The following is a 20,283-nucleotide window of genomic DNA, read 5'->3' on the forward strand; positions in this document are numbered from 1 at the left end:
CGGTTACATTCCGAACCCGGAAGCTAAGCCTCACAGCGCCGATGGTACTGCAGGGGGGACCCTGTGGGAGAGTAGGACGCCGCCGAACAATTCTTCAAAAAGGTCGGATCCTGAACTTCGGTTCGGGGTCCGGCCTTTTTACGTTCTTCTTAACGTGTCGTTCACGTTGCGCGCCGAGCATCCAGCACATGGGTACTGCTGCAATGCTCAGGGCCGCCGGCGTCGGAGTCGGTGACGAGGTCGTCGTACCAGCCTTCGGGAACGTCGAAGTCGCCGAGGCCGTGACCCTGGCCGGTGCGTTCCCGGTGTTCGCCGACATAGACCCGGTGACCTACTGCCTCGACCCCGGCGTTGTCGAGGCAGCCCTAACTCCACGCACGGCCGCGATCGTTGTCGTACACCGCTTTGGACGGTGGGCCGACCTCGGGCGGTTGCACGCGCTCGGGCAGCGGCATGAGCTGCTGGTGCTGGAGCAGGGCGAGTCCGAGGCGCCGTACGACGAGATAGCGCAGCGCAGGGAGCGAGCCGCTTACCTCGACGCCAAGCTCAAGGGCGTACGGACGCCGGACGGCGGTGACGGGCACACCTTTCAGCAGTACGTCGTGCGGGTGCCGGGGAATGGCCGGCCGGACCGGGATGCCTTTGCGATGGCCTTGCGGTCCAAGGGAGTTGACTGCAGGGTGCCGGTGAAGACGCCCGTGCACCGGCTGCCGGAGTTCCGCCGGTGTGTGTCCCTGCCGGAGACCGAGCTGGCCGCCGACGAGACGTTGACGCTGCCCGTGGACGCCTCGCTCACCAAGCGGGAGATGCAGCGGATCGTGTCCGCGTGCAACGCGCTCGGGGGACTGCTGCAGCCCGCCTACTGAGCGGGTTCCGAACGAATTTGGGAACTCGGGCCAGCTCGGGGTACAGTTTCTTTGTCGCCGGGAGGGAAACCTCGAAAGCGACAGGCCCCTATAGCTCAGTCGGCAGAGCGTCTCCATGGTAAGGAGAAGGTCAACGGTTCGATTCCGTTTGGGGGCTCCAGCAAAAAAGGCCTCACCCTTCCGGGTGGGGCCTTTTTCGTGCCTGACGCCGCCTCAGGCCTCCTTGTGGATTCCCGGGACGCGCATCGCGAGAATCGCCATGTCGTCCGAGGGGGCGTCCGAAGCGAAGCGTTCCACCGCGCGCATGATGCGTGCTGCGACCGCACCCGCCGTCAGGCCCGTGCAGGTGGTGAGGACGTCGGCGAGGCCGTCGTCGCCCAGCATGCGCGTGCCCTCACGGCGCTCGGTGACGCCGTCCGTGACGCACAGCAGCACATCGCCCGGGTCGAGGGTGACCGTCTCCTCGTGCAGCTCCAGGTCCTCGATCACGCCCAGCAGCGGCTGCGGTTCGGCGGCCGCCGTGACCGTGCCGTCCTGGCGCAGGCGCAGCGGGAGCGGATGGCCGGCGCAGACCACCTTCAGCTCGGCGCTGCCGTCCTCCTGCGGGCGCATCTCGCCGTACAGGAGGGTCAGGAAGCGGCTGCGGTCGCCCTCGTCGAGGATCGCGGAGTTCAGGCGCTGCAGGACCGCAGGTCCGGAGAGGCCCTCGCGGGCCAGCAGGCGCAGGGCGTGCCGGGCGAGGCCGGTGACCGCCGCCGCGTTCGGGCCCGTACCGCAGACGTCGCCGATGGCGAAGCCGTAGGCGCCGTTGCCGATGGGGAAGACGTCGTAGAAGTCGCCGCCGACCTCATTGCCCTCGCCGGCCGCGCGGTAGATGACCTCGACCTCGACGCCGTCGATGTGCGGCAGGCCGGGTGGGAGGAGGCTGCGCTGGAGGGACTGGCTGATGGCCGTGCGTTCCGAGTACAGGCGGGCGTTGTCCAGGGCGAGTGCGGCCCGGCGGGACAGGTCCTCGGCCAGTTCCAGGATTTCCTGGCGGAAGTGTTCGTCGGTGGGCTTGCCGAGGGTCAGCATGCCGATGACGCGGTTGCGGGCGACGAGCGGCAGGACGACGGTCTCGCCGCCGACCGCGGAGGCCGTGGCGAGGGTCGGGCCGATGCTCGCGGAGATCTGGCGCGTGGGCCCGCCGGACAGGCCGAGGCTGCGCATCGAGCTGCGCAGGGCCGCCTGGTGCGCGACCTCGGCCGGGGCGGTCCAGATGCGGGCGCCGGGGGTCGGGACCGGGTCCGGCGCCGGGACCTTCGACAGCAAGGACTTGATGCCGTCGATCAGTTCCTCGTCCTCGTGCAGCACGTACGACAGATACGGTTCGGAGGCCTGGTCGGCGATGGTGTAGACGGCGCACCAGGTGGCCAGGGTGGGGACCGTCATCTGGGCCATCAGAGCCAGCGTCTGGTCCCGGTCGAGGGTGCCGGCCAGCAGGTCGGAGGCCTCGACGAGGAAGCTCAGGGAGCCGCGGCGCAGCCGCTCCAGCTCGCCCAGGCGGGCCGATTCGACGGCCAGGGCGATGCGGTCGGCGGCGAACTGCAGGCGCAGTGCCTCCTCGTTGGAGTAGCGGCCCGGTGCCTCGGCTGCGACGCCGAGGGAGCCGGTGAGGCGGCCCTCGACCTTCAGCGGGACCGTGACGACCGAGCGCATGCCGGTGCCGGCGAGCAGCGGTACGGCTCCGGGTACGGCGGTGAGGTCGTCGTGGACGGCCGGCATGCGGGCGGAGCCGTAGCGGCCGGGACCGGCCTCGACGGGCACGCGTGCGAAGCGCTGGCGCGCGGAGGGCAGGCCGGTGGAGGCGCGGACCTCCAGCTCGGTCTCGTCGTCGGTGGCCAGCAGCAGGAAGGCGGAGTCGCCGTCGAGCATGTCGCGGGCGCGCTCCACCGTGCGCTGCAGCAGGCCGTCGAGGTCGTCCGGGGCGGGGGAGCCGATGAACACCTCGAAGGGGTCGGTGCTCTGGCCGTCGGAGGACGGGCTCTGGTCGCCGGCCGGCACGCGCGGCGGGGTCTGGAGTACGGCGCGCTCGTGGTCGCGGACCAGGAGGCAGACGGTGGAGGGCTCGCCGCCGGTGTCGCGGACCCGCAGGTGGGAGGCGTAGACCGAGGCGACCCGGCCGTCGGCGCCGCGGATGCCGTAGCTGCCCTCCCAGCGGGAGAGCTGGAGGGCCTCGGCCACGCCGGTGCCGGTGCCGGGGGTGTGCGGCCAGGCCGCCAGTTCGGTGAGTGGTCTGCCGACGACCTCGGCGGTCGCATAGCCGAACAGTTCTTCGGCGTCCTCGTTCCAGGAGGTGATGGCGCCCTTGCGGTCGACCTGGATGACCGCGACGCGGACCCGGCCGTCGGCCAGCGGGAGCAGGTCGGCGGGCAGGGACGGGCCGGCGGTGCGGGTGCCGACCGGACGTTCGGGGAGGGTGAGCTGGAACCAGACGTTCTTGTGGGTGGGCGTGTAGTCGACGCCCCAGCGGGTGGCCAGGGCCGCGCACAGCTGGAGGCCGCGGCCGCCCTCGCGGTCGGGGCTGCCCATCGTGGCGGCGGCGTTCTGGAGGGGGACCTCGCGCTCCGGGTAGCGGTCGGCGACCTCGATGCGCACGCCGTCCTCGGTGCGCAGGCACAGGACGTCCGCGTGGGTGCCCGCGTGGACCACCGCGTTGGTCACCAGTTCGCTGGTGAGGACGACGGCGTCGTCGACGATGTCGGCGAAGCCCCAGCCCTGGAGGGTGTCGCGAACGAAGGACCGGGCGGTCGCGACCGACCGCCCGACGGGCTCGAAGGTGGCGGCCGCGCGCGCGGTGATCACAGAACTCCTCGGCCGGTTGTCGACGTGCAGGGCTGGGTGGCCGGCCGGCGCGCGCCGCTGCTGCGGCATGAGTTCGCCCGTCGGCTGTGGCTCCGGGGGCTGTCCCCCGGGGATCACTCCGGTGGTCATGGTCTGCGGCCGCCCCTCCGATGCCCGCTCGTTCTGGTGCCACCGCCCAGGCCGGTCGCACCGGTGCGGCTGGACAGCCGCATGCAAGGTTACTTACCTTCGCCGTCCGAGCGGATGCCGGTCGCCGGTGTTTACCCCCAGGGTGTGCGGACGGTGTGCGAAGCTGCCGAACTGTTATGGCCTGGTTCGGGCAGGGTGAAACACTGGGCAAGCTTCTGGTGAAGGTCGGGTCGAGCTGCGTGTGTTCCGTGTACGGCGGGCAGCAGCCTCTGGTGTGGCCGGATTTCGTCTGGCAGAAATACGCAGCAGTAACCGGTACGCAGAAGTATCCGGTATGCCGATGACCGGCACGCCGGGTCGAAGTGGTCGAGCACAGCAGTAACGGTCTACCCCTCCGGGAGGGACACAGTGGAGTCTGGCGCGGGGACGCGTGGCACGAAGACGCGCGCGAAAGGCAGTCCGTCCCTGGGCAGGAGCGGCGGCACCACCGCCGTGGACACGGCTGCCCTGAACCGGCTGCTGGCGGCTCTCGTCGCCATGCGGGACGGGAATTTCCGCAAGCGGCTCACGGTCTCCGGCGACGGCGTGATGTCGGAGATCGCGGCGGTCTTCAACGAGGTGGCCGACCGGAATCTGCATCTCACCGGTGAGCTGTCCCGGGTGCGGCGCATGGTGGGACGTGAGGGAAAACTCACGGAACGGCTGGAGACGGGGGCCTGCGAGGGCTCGTGGGCGACCGCCATCGACGCCTCCAACGCGCTCGTCGACGACCTCGTGTGGCCGGTGTCGGAGGTCGGCCGGGTGCTCACGGCGGTCGCCGAGGGCGATCTGTCGCCGCGGATGGAGCTGCGGACGCAGGCACCGGACGACGGCACCGGGCACCCGCTGCGGGGCGAGTTCCTGAAGGTCGGCCGTACCGTCAACAATCTGGTCGACCAGCTGTCGACGTTCACGGACGAGGTCACGCGTGTGGCCAGCGAGGTCGGCACCGAGGGCAAGCTCGGCGGGCAGGCCCGGGTGCGCGGTATGTCGGGTTCGTGGAAGGACCTGACCGAGTCCGTCAACACCATGGCGAACCGGCTCACGGCGCAGGTGCGCGACATCGCGCTGGTGACGACGGCGGTCGCGCGCGGTGACCTGTCACGCAAGGTCACCGTCCATGTGGCCGGCGAGATGCTGGAGCTGAAGAACACCGTCAACACGATGGTGGAGCAGCTGTCGTCGTTCTCCGTCGAGGTGACCCGGGTCGCCCGTGAGGTGGGCACCGAGGGCATCCTGGGCGGTCAGGCGCAGGTGCCGGGTGTGGCCGGGGTGTGGAAGGAGCTGACCGACTCCGTCAACACGATGGCGGGCAACCTGACCGCACAGGTGCGGGGGATCTCGCAGGTCACGACCGCTGTCGCCAACGGTGACCTGTCGCAGAAGGTGACGGTTCCGGCGCGCGGCGAGGTGGCGCAGCTCGCCGAGACGATCAACCAGATGACCGAGACGCTGAGGATCTTCGCGGACGAGGTCACGCGCGTGGCGAACGAGGTCGGCGCGGAGGGCCGGCTCGGCGGGCAGGCGAATGTGCCGGGCGCCGCCGGTACGTGGAAGGACCTGACGGACTCCGTCAACACGGTCTTCCGGAACCTGACCACGCAGGTGCGTGACATCGCCACGGTGACGACCGCCGTGGCCAGCGGTGATCTGTCGCAGAAGGTCACCGTCGACGTGGCCGGCGAGATGCTGGAGCTGAAGAACACCGTCAACGGGATGGTGGACCAGCTGTCGGCGTTCGGTGCCGAGGTGACCCGGGTCGCGCGGGAGATCGGCGTCGAGGGTGAGCTGGGCGGCCAGGCGCAGGTGCCGGGAGCGGCCGGTGCATGGAAAGACTTGACCGACTCCGTCAACACTGCATTCCGCAACCTCACCGGCCAGGTGCGCAACATCGCCCAGGTGACGACGGCGGTGGCCAACGGCGACCTCTCGCAGAAGGTCACCGTGGACGTCTCCGGCGAGATGCTCCAGCTGAAGAACACCGTGAACACGATGGTGGACCAGCTGTCGAGCTTCGCCGACCAGGTCACGCGGATGGCCAGGGACGTGGGTACGGAGGGCCGGCTGGGCGGTCAGGCCCGGGTGGACGGCGTGTCCGGTACGTGGAAGGAGCTGACGGACTCCGTCAACTTCATGGCCGGCAACCTGACCTCCCAGGTGCGGCAGATCGCGCAGGTGACGACGGCCGTGGCGCGCGGTGACCTGTCGCAGAAGATCGATGTTGACGCGCGCGGCGAGATCCTCGAGCTGAAGAACACGATCAACACCATGGTTGATCAGCTGTCCGCCTTCGCCGACCAGGTGACCCGGGTGGCCAGGGACGTGGGTACGGAGGGCCGGCTCGGTGGTCAGGCGCAGGTGCCCGGTGTCGCCGGTGTGTGGCGGGACCTGACCGACTCCGTGAACGGCATGGCCGGCAACCTGACGGCCCAGGTGCGCAACATCGCGCAGGTCGCCACCGCGGTGGCCCGCGGTGACCTCTCCCAGAAGATCACCGTGGACGCGCGCGGGGAGATCCTGGAGCTGAAGAACACGCTGAACACGATGGTGGACCAGCTGTCGTCGTTCGCCCAGGAGGTCACGCGGGTGGCCCGTGAGGTGGGTACGGAGGGCATCCTCGGCGGTCAGGCCGAGGTGCAGGGTGTCTCCGGCACCTGGAAGGACCTCACGCAGTCCGTGAACTTCATGGCGAACAACCTGACCATCCAGGTGCGCAACATCGCCGAGGTCACGACCGCGGTCGCCAAGGGCGACCTGTCGAAGAAGATCACTGTTGACGCCAAGGGCGAGATCCTTGAACTCGTCACGACGGTCAACACCATGGTTGATCAACTGTCCAGCTTCGCCGAGCAGGTGACCCGGGTGGCCCGTGAGGTGGGTACCGAGGGCATCCTGGGCGGTCAGGCGCACGTGCCGGGCGTCACCGGTATCTGGAAGGACCTCAGCAACAACGTCAACCTGATGGCCAACAACCTGACCATGCAGGTGCGGAACATCTCCCAGGTCGCGTCGGCCGTCGCCAACGGTGACCTGACGCGGCAGGTGACGATCGAGGCGCGCGGTGAGGTCGCTCAGCTCGCCGACACCATCAACATCATGGTCAAGACGCTGAGTTCGTTCGCGGACCAGGTCACCAAGGTGGCCCGTGAGGTGGGTACGGACGGCATCCTGGGCGGCCAGGCGCACGTACCGGGTGTGGCCGGCACCTGGAAGGACCTGACCGAGTCCGTGAACCAGATGGCGTCCAACCTGACCGGCCAGGTGCGGAACATCGCCATGGTCACCACGGCCATCGCCAAGGGTGACCTGACGAAGAAGATCGACATTGACGCGCGCGGCGAGATCCTCGAGCTGAAGACGACGATCAACACGATGGTTGATCAGCTGTCCAGTTTCGCCGAGGAGGTCACGCGCGTGGCCCGCGAGGTGGGCACGGAGGGGCAGCTCGGCGGTCAGGCACGCGTGCGTGACGTCGACGGCACCTGGCGGGATCTGACCGAGTCGGTGAACGAGATGGCCGGGAACCTGACCCGGCAGGTGCGTGCCATCGCGCGCGTGGCGACCGCGGTGACCCGTGGCGACCTGAACCTGAAGATCGACGTCGACGCGTCCGGCGAGATCCAGGAACTGCAGGACTACATCAACAAGATGATCGCCAACCTGCGTGACACCACGATCGCCAACAAGGAGCAGGACTGGCTGAAGGGCAACCTGGCCCGTATCTCCGCCCTCATGCAGGGCCGGCGCGACCTGGAGGACGTGGCCTCGCTGATCATGAGCGAGCTGACGCCGGTGGTGTCGGCGCAGCACGGCGCGTTCTTCCTGACGATGCCGCTCATGGAGGGCAAGGACGCCGTCGCCGGCGAGGAGAGCTACGAGCTGCGGATGCTCGGTTCGTACGGCTACTCGATGGGCTCCATGCCGACGTCGTTCCGGCCCGGTGAGGCGCTGGTCGGTACGGCTGCCCAGGAGGGGCGCACGATTCTGGTGGAGAACGCGCCGAGCGGCTACCTGAAGATCTCCTCCGGCCTCGGCGAGGCTCCGCCGGCGCAGGTGATCGTGCTGCCGGTGCTCTTCGAGGGCAATGTGCTCGGTGTGATCGAGCTGGCCTCCTTCACACCGTTCACGCAGATCCAGAAGGACTTCCTCAACCAGATCGCCGAGATGATCGCGACGAGCGTCAACACCATCTCGGTCAACACCAAGACCGAACTGCTGCTGAAGCAGTCGCAGGAGCTGACCGAGCAATTGCGGGAGCGTTCGGCCGAGTTGGAGAACCGGCAGAAGGCGCTGCAGGCCTCCAACGCAGAACTGGAGGAGAAGGCCGAGCTGCTGGCCCGGCAGAACCGCGACATCGAGGTGAAGAACACCGAGATCGAGGAGGCGCGGCAGGTCCTGGAGGAGCGCGCCGAGCAGCTCGCGGTGTCGATGCGCTACAAGAGCGAGTTCCTCGCCAACATGTCGCACGAGCTGCGTACGCCGCTCAACTCGCTGCTGATTCTGGCCAAGTTGCTCGCCGACAACGCCGAGGGCAACCTCTCGCCGAAGCAGGTGGAGTTCGCCGAGACCATCCATGGGGCGGGCTCCGATCTGCTCCAGCTGATCAACGACATCCTCGACCTGTCGAAGGTGGAGGCGGGCAAGATGGACGTGTCGCCGACGCGTATCGCGCTCGTACAGCTCGTGGACTACGTGGAGGCCACCTTCCGGCCGCTGACCGCGGAGAAGGGCCTGGATCTGTCCGTGCGGGTCTCCCCGGAGCTGCCCGCGACCCTGCACACCGACGAGCAGCGGCTGCTGCAGGTGCTGCGCAACCTGCTGTCGAACGCGGTGAAGTTCACCGACTCCGGGTCGGTGGAGCTGGTGATCAGGCCGGCCGGCATGGACGTGCCGATGGGCATCCGGGAGCAGCTGCTGGAGGCCGGCTCGCTGACCGATCCGGAGGGACCGCTGATCGCGTTCTCGGTGACGGACACCGGCATCGGCATCGCGGCCAGCAAGATGCGGGTGATCTTCGAGGCGTTCAAGCAGGCGGACGGCACGACCAGCCGCAAGTACGGCGGCACCGGCCTCGGCCTGTCGATCTCCCGGGAGATCGCGCAGCTGCTCGGCGGTGAGATCCACGCGCAGAGCGAACCGGGCCGTGGCTCGACGTTCACGCTGTACCTGCCGCTGCACCCGAGTGAACTGCCGCCGCAGGGCTACCAGCAGTCCGTGCCCCCGCTGGAGGCCGGCGAACTGCTCGCCTCCGAGGCCGAGCAGTCCTCGGAGCTGTCCGCCGTGGAGATCGAGACTCCGGCCGAGGTGAAGTCGTACCGGGAGACGCAGAACGGTCCGGCGGCGCTCTTCCGGCGCCGGCGCCGGGGTCTGCCGCCGGGCGAGCAGCGGTCCGAGCACTGGGCGGCGCTGCCCGAGCAGGACGACGCGCCGCACCCCGCGCGCGGGGTGCGGTTCGGCGGCCAGAAGGTGCTGATCGTCGACGACGACATCCGCAACGTCTTCGCGCTGACCAGTGTCCTGGAGCAGCACGGCCTTTCGGTGCTGTACGCCGAGAACGGCCGCGAGGGCATCGAGGTGCTGGAGCAGCACGACGACGTGGCGGTCGTCCTCATGGACATCATGATGCCGGAGATGGACGGGTACGCGACGACCACGGCGATCCGCAGGATGCCGCAGTTCGCCGGGCTGCCGATCATCGCGCTGACCGCCAAGGCGATGAAGGGTGACCGGGAGAAGGCGATCGAGTCCGGTGCCTCCGACTACGTGACGAAGCCGGTCGACCCGGATCATCTGCTGGCCGTGATGCAGCAGTGGATGGGCGGGAAGTGACGAGATCCGTACGGCGGGATGTGAACAGCAGGGGAACCCTTGGCGTGGGTCGGGAGTTGCCTACTTGAGGTGACGGCGATCGTGCGGCTTAAGGTGGCTGCACACGTATGGGAATGCCGGATTCCGGGAACCATCCCGGCCTCTGCCGCGTTTCCGCTACGTGCACAGTGACATCGCGGTGACAGGGTGTGGCGACAGGCGGGGTGCGGCTACGATGACCGGCACAAGGACGGGCGGCGAAAGGGAGTCGTCCCCTGGGGCGGCGCCCGGTGTACCGCCGGGGCGAGGAGGGCGGGCCATGGTGCAGAAGGCCAAGATCCTCCTGGTCGATGACCGGCCGGAGAATCTGCTGGCGCTGGAGGCGATCCTCTCTGCGCTCGATCAGACGCTGGTGCGGGCATCGTCCGGGGAGGAAGCGCTCAAAGCACTGCTCACGGACGATTTCGCGGTCATTCTGCTGGACGTCCAGATGCCGGGCATGGACGGTTTCGAGACCGCCGCGCACATCAAGCGGCGCGAGCGGACCAGGGACATCCCGATCATCTTCCTCACGGCGATCAACCACGGCCCGCACCACACCTTCCGGGGCTATGCGGCGGGCGCGGTCGACTACATCTCCAAGCCCTTCGACCCGTGGGTGCTGCGTGCGAAGGTCTCGGTGTTCGTCGAGCTGTACATGAAGAACTGCCAGCTGCGTGAGCAGGCGGCACTGCTGCGGCTGCAGTTGGAGGGCGGCGGCAAGGGCGCGGTCGGCGGCAAGGAGTCCGCCGGGCTGCTCGCCGAGCTGTCCGCGCGGCTCGCGGCGGTCGAGGAGCAGGCCGAGGCGCTGTCCAAGCAGCTGGACGACGACTCGGCGGATGCGGCCGCGGTGGCCACGGCGGCCCATCTGGAGCGCAAACTCACCGGCTTGCGGCGCGCGCTCGACGCCCTGGAGCCGGGGGCCGGCCCGGGCAGCTCGTCGGTGCCGGCGCAGAACTGACGCAGGGCGAGACGGCGGTTGTCCATGAGTGTGCGTCAGCTCCGGTGTCCCGTAAGGGCGACACGAACGGGTGAAGCTGTGGGCACACGTGTCCGCTGTCGTCTCCCCCGGTAACCTCACACCTATGGCCTCACGTCCCTCCGCAGCCAAGAAGCAGCCCGCGAAGAAGGCCGCTCCCGCGAAGGCTCCGGCGAAGAAGGCCGCAGCAAAGAAGGCGGCGGCCAAGAAGGCGCCCGCCAAGAAGGCCCCGGCCAAGAAGGCCGCGCCGAAGCCGGCACCCAGCCCCACCGGGGGCGTGTACCGGCTTGTGCGCGCCGTCTGGCTCGGTCTCGCACACGCCGTCGGCGCCGTCTTCCGCGGCATAGGGCGGGGCGCGAAGAACCTCGACCCCGCCCACCGCAAGGACGGCATCGCGCTGCTGCTGTTCGGCATCGCGCTGATCGTCGCCGCCGGCACCTGGGCCGACCTGAAGGGCCCCGTCGGCGACCTGGTGGAGATCCTCGTCACCGGCGCCTTCGGCCGGCTCGACCTGCTGGTGCCGATACTGCTCGCGGTGATCGCCGTACGGTTCATCCGGCACCCGGAGAAGCCGGAGGCCAACGGCCGGATCGTGATCGGCCTGTCCGCGCTCGTCATCGGTGTGCTCGGGCAGGTGCACATCGCGTGCGGCTCGCCCGCCCGCAGCGACGGCATGCAGGCCATAAGGGACGCCGGCGGTCTCATCGGCTGGGCGGCGGCGACCCCGCTGACGTACACCATGACCGATGTCCTCGCCGTACCCCTGCTGGTGCTGCTGACGATCTTCGGCCTGCTCGTGGTGACCGCCACTCCGGTCAACGCCATCCCGCAGCGGCTGCGGGCGCTCGGCGTACGCCTGGGCGTGCTGCACGACCACGACGCGGAGGACTACACCGAGGACGACGAGCGCTACGACGAGCAGTGGCGCGAGGCGCTGCCCGCGCGCCCCCGTAAGCGCTCGTCCGCCCCCCGGTCGTACGACCCCGACGGCGCCGAGGAGGAGGCCCTCTCGCAGCGCCGTGGCCGCCCCAGGCGCTCCGCGGTGCCCCAGCCGGATCCGCAGCGCCAGATGGACGCCGTGGACGTCGCCGCGGCCGCCGCGGCGGCGCTCGACGGCGCGGTGCTGCACGGCATGCCGCCCTCCCCGCTGGTCGCCGACCTCACCCAGGGCGTCAGCGTCGGCGACCGCGAGGAGACGACTCCGGTACCGGCCCCCGCGCCCGCTCCGGCATCGGTCCCCGCCGCGCGCCCCAAGCAGGAGAAGCTCACGGCCGGGACCGTCCCCGACCTGACCAAGAAGGCCCCCGAGGAGCCCCGCGACCTGCCGCCGCGCGCGGAGCAGCTGCAGCTCTCGGGGGACATCACCTACTCGCTGCCGTCGCTGGACCTCCTCACCCGGGGCGGGCCCGGCAAGGCGCGCAGCGAGGCGAACGACGCGGTCGTCGCCTCGCTCACCCAGGTCTTCACCGAGTTCAAGGTCGACGCCGCCGTCACCGGCTTCACCCGCGGCCCGACGGTCACCCGCTACGAGGTGGAACTCGGGCCCGCCGTGAAGGTCGAGCGGATCACCGCGCTGACCAAGAACATCGCGTACGCCGTCGCCAGCCCTGACGTGCGGATCATCAGCCCCATCCCCGGCAAGTCCGCGGTCGGCATCGAGATCCCGAACACCGACCGGGAGATGGTCAACCTCGGCGACGTGCTGCGCCTCGCGGAGTCCGCCGAGGACGACGACCCGATGCTGGTCGCCTTCGGCAAGGACGTCGAGGGCGGGTACGTGATGCACTCGCTGGCGAAGATGCCGCACATGCTGGTCGCGGGCGCCACCGGCTCCGGCAAGTCGTCCTGCATCAACTGCCTGATCACCTCGGTCATGATCCGGGCGACCCCGGAGGACGTCCGGATGATCCTGGTCGACCCCAAGCGCGTCGAGCTGACCGCGTACGAGGGCATCCCGCACCTGATCACGCCGATCATCACCAACCCCAAGCGGGCCGCCGAGGCGCTGCAGTGGGTCGTACGCGAGATGGACCTGCGCTACGACGACCTCGCGGCCTATGGCTACCGGCACATCGACGACTTCAACCAGGCCGTCCGCGACGGCAAGGTCAAGCCGCCGGAGGGCAGCGAGCGCGAGCTGCAGCCGTACCCGTATCTGCTGGTGATCGTGGACGAGCTCGCCGACCTGATGATGGTCGCCCCGCGCGACGTCGAGGACTCGATCGTGCGCATCACCCAGCTCGCGCGTGCGGCCGGCATCCACCTGGTGCTCGCCACCCAGCGCCCTTCGGTCGACGTGGTCACCGGTCTGATCAAGGCCAATGTGCCCTCCCGGCTGGCCTTCGCCACCTCCTCGCTCGCCGACTCCCGGGTCATCCTCGACCAGCCCGGCGCCGAGAAGCTGATCGGCAAGGGTGACGGCCTGTTCCTGCCGATGGGCGCGAACAAGCCCACCCGAATGCAGGGCGCCTTCGTCACCGAGGCCGAGGTCGCGGCCGTCGTGCAGCACTGCAAGGACCAGATGGCGCCGGTCTTCCGGGACGACGTCACGGTCGGCACCAAGCAGAAGAAGGAGATCGACGAGGACATCGGCGACGACCTGGACCTGCTGTGCCAGGCGGCCGAGCTGGTCGTCTCCACCCAGTTCGGGTCGACCTCCATGCTCCAGCGCAAGCTGCGCGTCGGCTTCGCCAAGGCCGGACGGCTCATGGACCTCATGGAGTCCCGCAACATCGTGGGACCGAGCGAGGGATCCAAGGCACGTGACGTTCTGGTGAAACCCGATGATCTGGACGGCGTGCTCGCACTGATTCGCGGGGAATCTGAGGGATAGTACTAAGAGCCGCCCGGTCGACCTGGATTACGCCGGACGGCCCGTCGCCGTGACCCACCCGTTAGCGATCGGCGAGCAACCGTTTCCCTTTGCCGTACGTCAAGTTGAGCGAGAGGACAGTGAGGCGTCCCAGCATGGGGTGGCCGCCTGTCCAGCCATCGGATTGTCGGGCCATTCCGTTGGCGTACAAAGTTCGGCCGCCCGGTTGCCCCACCCTTTCGTACCCCCCCTAGACTGAGCTTCCAGCACAGGTGGCTACACGCTCGAAAGGCGCCCCCCGTGTCCATCGGCAACTCCCCTGAAGACGAGCGTCCGTTCCGAGACGAGTCCCAGGAAGCCCGTGCCTCCGTGGGCCGCGCCCTGCAGCAGGCGCGGCTCGCGACCGGGCTCACCGTGGACGACGTCAGTGCTGCCACTCGTGTCCGCATCGCCATCGTCCAGGCCATCGAGGCGGACGACTTCACCCCCTGCGGCGGTGACGTGTACGCGCGCGGGCACATCCGCACGCTGGCCAAGGCCGTGCACCTCGATCCCGGACCGCTGATCGCGCAGTACGACGCCGAGCACGGCGGCCGTCCCGCGCCCACCCCGGCCGCACCCCTGTTCGAGGCCGAGCGGATTCGCCCGGAGCGGCGCGGGCCGAACTGGACCGCGGCGATGGTCGCCGCCATCGTGGTCGTGATCGGCTTCGTCGGGTTCACCGCGGTCAAGGGCAGCGACGGCGGGAATGACGCGAAATCGCAGGTCGCCCAGGGCGCCACACCCGCCACCAGCAAGCCCGTCTCGCCCACACCCACGAAGAACAAGCCCGCCCCGCCGAGCACCGCGCCCTCCGACAGCGCCATCGCGGCCGCGCCCCAGGACAAGGTGACCGTCCAGGTCAGCGCGGCCACCGGGCGCAGCTGGATCTCGGCCAAGGACCACAACGGCCGGATGCTCTTCGACGGGCTGCTGAACAAGGGCCAGTCCAAGACCTTCCAGGACAGCTCCAAGATCAACCTGATCCTCGGCGACGCCGGCGCGATCGATCTGTACGTCAACGGCAAGAAGATCGACGACAACTTCCAGCCGGGCGCGGTGGAGCGCCTCACCTACACGAAGGGCGACCCGGTAGCGGGCTGACCGGCCCCTTCGGGAACGCTTGTGTGACGGGGTTGGCCAAGATCGGCCAACCCCGTCGACGTGGGCTGTCAGTGAGACGAAGTAGTCTTGAGCCCATGCCTGAACGCCGTACCGTCGCACTCGTCACTCTCGGCTGCGCCCGTAACGAGGTGGACTCGGAGGAGCTCGCAGGCCGTTTGGAGGCGGACGGCTGGCAGCTCGTCGAGGACGCCGCGGACGCCGACGTCGCCGTGGTCAACACCTGTGGCTTCGTCGAGGCCGCGAAGAAGGACTCCGTCGACGCCCTCCTGGAGGCCAACGACCTCAAGGATCATGGCAGAACCCAGGCCGTCGTGGCGGTGGGCTGCATGGCCGAGCGGTACGGCAAGGAGCTGGCCGAGGCGCTGCCCGAGGCAGACGGCGTACTCGGCTTCGACGACTACGCGGACATCTCCGACCGCCTGCAGACCATCCTGTCCGGCGGCATCCACGCCGCCCACACCCCGCGCGACCGCCGCAAGCTGCTGCCGATCAGCCCCGCCGAGCGCCAGGAGTCGGCCGCCTCCGTCGCGCTGCCCGGCCACGGCCCCGCCGACCTCCCGGAAGGGGTCGCGCCCGTCTCCGGCCCGCGCGCCCCCCTGCGCCGCCGCCTGGACGGCTCCCCGGTCGCCTCGGTCAAGCTGGCCTCGGGCTGCGACCGGCGCTGCTCCTTCTGCGCCATCCCGTCCTTCCGCGGCTCCTTCATCTCCCGTCGCCCGAGCGACGTGCTGAACGAGACGCGGTGGCTGGCCGAGCAGGGTGTGAAGGAGATCATGCTGGTCTCCGAGAACAACACCTCCTACGGCAAGGACCTGGGCGACATCCGCCTGCTGGAGTCCCTCCTGCCCGATCTGGCCGAGGTCGACGGCATCGAGCGGGTCCGCGTGAGCTACCTGCAGCCGGCCGAGATGCGCCCGGGCCTGATCGACGTGCTGACCTCCACCCCGAAGGTCACCCCGTACTTCGACCTGTCCTTCCAGCACTCGGCGCCCGCCGTGCTGCGCTCCATGCGCCGCTTCGGCGACACCGACCGCTTCCTGGAGCTGCTGGACACCATCCGCAGCAAGGCTCCCGAGGCCGGGGTGCGCTCCAACTTCATCGTCGGCTTCCCCGGCGAGAGCGAGGCGGACCTGGCCGAGCTGGAGCGCTTCCTGAACGGCGCCCGCCTGGACGCCATCGGTGTCTTCGGCTACTCCGACGAGGAGGGCACGGAGGCGGCGACGTACGACAACAAGCTCGACGAGGACCTCGTGGCCGAGCGCCTGGCGCGGGTGTCCCGGCTGGCCGAGGAACTCGTCTCGCAGCGCGCCGAGGAACGCGTCGGGGAAACGGTCCACGTCCTGGTCGAGTCCGTCGACGAGGAGGAGGGCGTGTACGGCCGCGCCGCGCACCAGGCGCCCGAGACCGACGGCCAGGTGCTGCTCACGAGCGGCGAAGGCCTCGCCGTCGGACGTATGGTCGAGGCGAAGGTGGTCGGTACGGAAGGTGTCGACCTGGTGGCCGAGCCGCTGGCCGGCTCGCTCGCGTGTAGTGAGGAGGCGGGCAGATGACCGGAGTCCCGGCATCCGCCGCGGGTGGCTCCTCCGGTGCGCAGGGCGCCCGAGGTTCCGCCGCCGCTGCCGACGGCGCGGCGTCCGAGGTCTCCGGTACTGCTTCAGGCCCCGAGAACGGCGGCAGGACACCGCGCGGCGGCAAGATCGCGGCCGCGGCCGTCAACCAGGCGAGCGTCTGGAACGTGGCCAATCTGCTGACCATGCTCCGGCTGGTCCTGGTGCCCGGCTTCGTGGCGCTGATGCTGGCGAACGGCGGCTATGACCCGGCCTGGCGCTCGCTGGCCTGGGCGGCCTTCGCCATCGCCATGATCACCGACCTGTTCGACGGGCATCTGGCGCGCACCTACAACCTCGTCACCGACTTCGGGAAGATCGCCGACCCCATCGCCGACAAGGCGATCATGGGGGCGGCGCTCATCTGTCTGTCGGCCCTGGGCGATCTTCCGTGGTGGGTGACGGCCGTGATCCTCGGCCGGGAACTGGGCATCACGCTGCTGCGTTTTCTGGTCATTCGCTACGGCGTGATCCCGGCCAGCCGTGGGGGCAAGCTCAAGACCCTCACCCAGGGAGTGGCGGTGGGGATGTATGTCCTGGCGCTGACGGGGTGGCTGGCGACGCTGAGGTTCTGGGTGATGGCCGTGGCGGTCGTCCTCACCGTTGTCACCGGCCTCGACTACGTAAGACAAGCCATTGTGCTGCGCAGGCAGGGAATCGCCGAGCGTGCGGCAGCGTTGGAGGAGAAGGAAGCGTGAGCTCACAGGCCACCGAACTGGTGCGACTACTGACAGTGAGGGGCGAGACCCTCGCAGTCGCCGAGTCGCTCACCGGTGGCCTGGTGGCGGCGGAGATCACCTCGGTTCCCGGGGCGTCCAGGGTGTTCCGGGGTTCTGTCACCGCCTACGCCACCGAACTGAAGCATGAGCTGCTGGGCGTCGACGCCACCTTGCTGGCGCAGCGAGGAGCGGTGGATCCGCAGGTCGCGGCCCAGATGGCAGCCGGAGTACGGAAGGCTCTGGGCGCCGACTGGGGCATCGCCACCACCGGAGTCGCCGGTCCCGAACCGCAGGACGGCCGCCCCGTCGGGACGGTGTTCGTGGCCGTCGACGGGCCGCTCACCGACCTCCCGGGTTCTGCCGGTGGCGGAAAAGTGGAGGCCCTGAGGTTGAACGGCAGCCGTGCGGAAATCCGTATGGAGAGTGTACGGAGCGTACTCGTAAGCCTCCTCGAGCAGCTTGCGGGCGAACAGGCCGGGAATGAGCGGGCACAGGATACGGAACGGAACGGGGGGTTTTGATGTTTGCAGCCCTGAGTGAACACGACATCGCTCCCCGCACGGCCGCGGCGCGAGGCGGTACGGTGGGGCGAGAAGGATGCGGCTACGCGGTCCGAGGAGGGAGCCACCGATGATTCTGCTCCGTCGCCTGCTGGGTGACGTGCTGCGTCGGCAGCGCCAACGCCAGGGCCGTACTCTGCGCGAAGTCTCCTCGTCCGCCCGAGTCTCACTCGGCTATCTCTCCGAGGTGGAGCGGGGGCAGAAGGAGGCTTCCTCCGAGCTGCTCGCCGCCATCTGCGACGCGCTGGACGTACGGATGTCGGAACTCATGCGAGAGGTGAGCGACGAGCTGGCGCTCGCCGAACTGGCCCAGTCCGCAGCGGCCACCGAGCCTGTGCCCACGCCGGTCCGTCCGATGCTGGGTTCGGTGTCGGTGACCGGTGTGCCACCGGAACGGGTGACCATCAAGGCGCCCGCGGAGGCGGTGGACGTGGTCGCCGCGTGACGTACGCGTGCGCGGCCTAACGAACGTGTGAGGCCCCGGCCGGGCTTCTCGGGATGAACCCGAGGAGTGCGGCCGGGGCTTTCGTTTTGCGCGGCCGCAGGTATGTCTTGTGTCACCCTTGCGTCCGTTTGCCCGGCTTGGGGGGTGCGGTCATGGTGGAGGGACGGGCCCCCGTCGGGCGCTGCATCCGTGAGCCCTTGGTGCGCCTCCCGCGCCGGGCAGGCGGCGGTCTAGCGTCCCGCAGGAGGTGATGTCGGCCATGGTGGCGCGGACAGTGCGCTGGGCGGTCGGGCTGGGGCTCGCAGCCGCGTGGTGGTGGGCTGTGCTGCGGATCGCCCTCGGGCAGGGGGTGGGCGTCCTGGAAGGCGCCGTCGCGGCCGGCGGGTGGGGGCTGAGTCTGCTGCCGGTGCACTGTGTGCCCAAGGGGCGCGCGGCAGGGGCCGTGCCGAGGGGGCGCTGGGTGGCCGCCTGGCGGGCGCAGGGCGCTACCAGGGCATCGCCACACCCCCGTTCGGGCGAAGTATCTGACCCGTCGTGAACGCCGAGGCGTCCGATGCCAGGTACAGCACCGCGTGCGCGACGTCGTCCGGCTCGCCGACCCGGCCCAGTGGCGCCATCCGGGCCATCATGCCCTCGGTGTGCGCCTGCGCCTCGCGGTCGTGGCGGTCGGTCATCGGGGTGCGGATCCAGCCCGGCGCGACCGCGTTGACCCGTATGCCGTGCCGGCCGACCTCGGTGGCCAGCGTCTTGGTGAGCTGGACCACGGCCGCCTTCGCCGCGCCGTAGCAGAGCAGTCCGGGGCCGCCGGTGTCGACCGCGCCGGACGCCATGGTGACGATGCTGCCCCGGATGTCATGGGCCAGCATCAGCCGGGCCGCCTCCTGGCAGGCGTACAGCACGCCCTTGAAGTTGACGCTCAGCACCCGGTCGAGATCCTCGTCGCGCGTCTCCAGCACGGGGCTGCTGTGCATGATCCCGGCGATCGCGGCCATCACGTCCAGGCGCCCGCAGGACCGGACCGCCTCGGTCAGCGCCGCCCGGTCGGCGACGTCCAGGACATGGGTACGGGCCGTACCGGCGCGCTTCTCGATCAGTTCCGCCGTGCCGTGCAGACCGTCCGCGTCCCGGTCGGCGCAGTGCACCGTCGCGCCCGCCTCGGCGAGCAGGACGGCGGAGGCCCGGCCGATGCCGCCGGCGGCTCCGGTGACGAATGCGGTGCGTCCGGTGAGGTCGTACGCCGTGAGGGGCATGAACCGACGGTACGAGCGTTTCTGACGGATCGTCAATCAGCATGAGCTGATTGGCTCGAGGCGCGCGGCTGGGGCCGGGGCGGCTGGGAACGCGGGGGGCTCGGGCGGCGCGCCAGATGCTGGCGGGGTGCGGGCGCCGGCGCGTCGTCAGGCGGTGCGGCGGGGATAGCGGTCTCGCCAGCGCTGTGGTGAACCAGGGGAGGGAGCGGGGCCCGTCTGACAGGCGGGACACCAGTAGGTGGGGCGTTCCTGGGAGCCGTCGCCCTGGTCGGCCACGCGGACCGGGGTGTGGCAGCGCAGGCAGGGGCGGGCCGCACGGCCGTAGACGAACAGGTCGTGCCGGTGCAGGCCCGTGGTCTGGCGGACCGGGCGGTCGCGGTTCGCCTCCAGGAGGTTCTGGGCGAGCACGGGCAGCTTCTCGGCGCGGTCCGTGGGCAGGGCGCCGGCCGGCAGCCACGGGGTGACGCCCAGCAGGAAGCACAGCTCGCTCTTGTAGACGTTGCCGATGCCGGCGAGATTGCGCTGGTCGAGCAGGGCCTCACCGAGCGGGCGGGTGGGATCGGCGAGGACGTTGGCGAGGGCGCGCTCGGGATCCCAGTCCGGGCCGAGCAGGTCCGGGCCCAGGTGTCCGACGACCCGCTCCTCCTCGCTCGTGCGCAGCAGCTCCAGGACCTGCAGGCGGTAGCCCACGGCCGTGCGGTCGGCGGTGCCGAGGACCGCCCGGATCTGGTGCGCCGGTCCGCCCCGCCAGCGCTCGCCCGCGTCGTACACCTTCCACGCGCCCTCCATCCGCAGATGCGTGTGCAGGGTCAGGCCGCCCTCGAACCGGGTGAGCAGGTGTTTGCCCCGCGGGATCGTGCTGAGCACCGTGCGGCCGGTGAGGTCGACCGTCGCGTACTTCGGCACCCGGAAGTCGCTTCGGGTCAGGGCTTTGCCCGCGAGGGCCCCGTGCAGCCGCCGCGCGGCCTGCCAGACCGTGTCACCTTCGGGCATGCGTCAAGGGTGCCACGATGGCGCCACGGTCG

The 20,283-nt window shown here is 69.8% G+C and carries 12 protein-coding genes, 1 tRNA gene and 1 rRNA gene; 11 read left to right on the top strand and 3 right to left on the bottom strand.

The genetic code is table 11. The features are described from left to right. The 3 genes from rrf to ACWC0C_RS02965 form a co-directional block, all read left to right on the top strand. Positions 1-88: ribosomal RNA gene (gene rrf, locus ACWC0C_RS02955) — 5S ribosomal RNA — on the top strand; the annotation flags it as partial. A gap of 115 nt (positions 89-203) precedes the next feature. After that, positions 204-866, top strand: coding sequence for a DegT/DnrJ/EryC1/StrS family aminotransferase (locus ACWC0C_RS02960; protein WP_449200763.1), 663 nt, complete (start codon positions 204-206; stop codon positions 864-866). Positions 867-950: 84 nt separating this feature from the next. Next, positions 951-1,026 (top strand) — tRNA-Thr (locus ACWC0C_RS02965). A 53-nt stretch (positions 1,027-1,079) separates the two neighbouring features. On the opposite strand, the gene ACWC0C_RS02970 is transcribed toward ACWC0C_RS02965, so the two are convergent. Further along, on the bottom strand, positions 1,080-3,839 hold the full coding sequence (locus tag ACWC0C_RS02970) for a SpoIIE family protein phosphatase (RefSeq protein ID WP_449200760.1): 2,760 nt from the start codon (positions 3,837-3,839) through the stop codon (positions 1,080-1,082). 408 nt (positions 3,840-4,247) lie between these two features. Between ACWC0C_RS02970 and ACWC0C_RS02975 the strand changes: the two genes are divergently transcribed. The 8 genes from ACWC0C_RS02975 (at position 4,248) to ACWC0C_RS03010 (ending at position 18,008) form a co-directional block, all read left to right on the top strand. Then, positions 4,248-9,707 (top strand): HAMP domain-containing protein, encoded by a 5,460-nt coding sequence (locus ACWC0C_RS02975; RefSeq protein ID WP_450861153.1) that lies wholly within the window; start codon positions 4,248-4,250, stop codon positions 9,705-9,707. A gap of 298 nt (positions 9,708-10,005) precedes the next feature. Next, on the top strand, positions 10,006-10,686 hold the full coding sequence (locus tag ACWC0C_RS02980; protein ID WP_351805785.1) for a response regulator: 681 nt from the start codon (positions 10,006-10,008) through the stop codon (positions 10,684-10,686). A 124-nt stretch (positions 10,687-10,810) separates the two neighbouring features. Then, positions 10,811-13,537, top strand: a complete 2,727-nt coding sequence (locus tag ACWC0C_RS02985; protein ID WP_449200758.1) for a DNA translocase FtsK — start codon at positions 10,811-10,813, stop codon at positions 13,535-13,537. 279 nt (positions 13,538-13,816) lie between these two features. Further along, complete coding sequence (locus tag ACWC0C_RS02990; RefSeq protein WP_449200757.1) at positions 13,817-14,659, top strand: helix-turn-helix domain-containing protein; 843 nt, start codon at positions 13,817-13,819, stop codon at positions 14,657-14,659. A 95-nt stretch (positions 14,660-14,754) separates the two neighbouring features. Beyond that, a complete protein-coding gene (gene rimO, locus ACWC0C_RS02995) occupies positions 14,755-16,227 on the top strand; it encodes a 30S ribosomal protein S12 methylthiotransferase RimO (RefSeq protein ID WP_449200756.1) in 1,473 nt (490 codons plus the stop codon). Continuing rightward, on the top strand, positions 16,224-16,982 hold the full coding sequence (gene pgsA / locus ACWC0C_RS03000; protein WP_450861156.1) for a CDP-diacylglycerol--glycerol-3-phosphate 3-phosphatidyltransferase: 759 nt from the start codon (positions 16,224-16,226) through the stop codon (positions 16,980-16,982). Before rimO ends, pgsA begins: the two co-directional genes overlap by 4 nt. Then, a complete protein-coding gene (locus ACWC0C_RS03005) occupies positions 16,979-17,524 on the top strand; it encodes a CinA family protein (RefSeq protein WP_450861158.1) in 546 nt (181 codons plus the stop codon). Before pgsA ends, ACWC0C_RS03005 begins: the two co-directional genes overlap by 4 nt. Positions 17,525-17,633: 109 nt before the next feature. Next, positions 17,634-18,008 (top strand): helix-turn-helix domain-containing protein, encoded by a 375-nt coding sequence (locus tag ACWC0C_RS03010; RefSeq protein ID WP_053666341.1) that lies wholly within the window; start codon positions 17,634-17,636, stop codon positions 18,006-18,008. Positions 18,009-18,493: 485 nt separating this feature from the next. Here ACWC0C_RS03010 and ACWC0C_RS03015 read toward each other — a convergent pair whose 3' ends face one another. Both ACWC0C_RS03015 and ACWC0C_RS03020 read right to left on the bottom strand, forming a co-directional pair. Beyond that, on the bottom strand, positions 18,494-19,258 hold the full coding sequence (locus ACWC0C_RS03015; RefSeq protein WP_450861160.1) for an SDR family NAD(P)-dependent oxidoreductase: 765 nt from the start codon (positions 19,256-19,258) through the stop codon (positions 18,494-18,496). 147 nt (positions 19,259-19,405) lie between these two features. Further along, positions 19,406-20,251 (bottom strand): Fpg/Nei family DNA glycosylase, encoded by an 846-nt coding sequence (locus tag ACWC0C_RS03020; RefSeq protein WP_450861162.1) that lies wholly within the window; start codon positions 20,249-20,251, stop codon positions 19,406-19,408. Positions 20,252-20,283: the final 32 nt, after the last annotated feature.

It is taken from the genome of Streptomyces sp. NPDC001709, assembly GCF_053596375.1.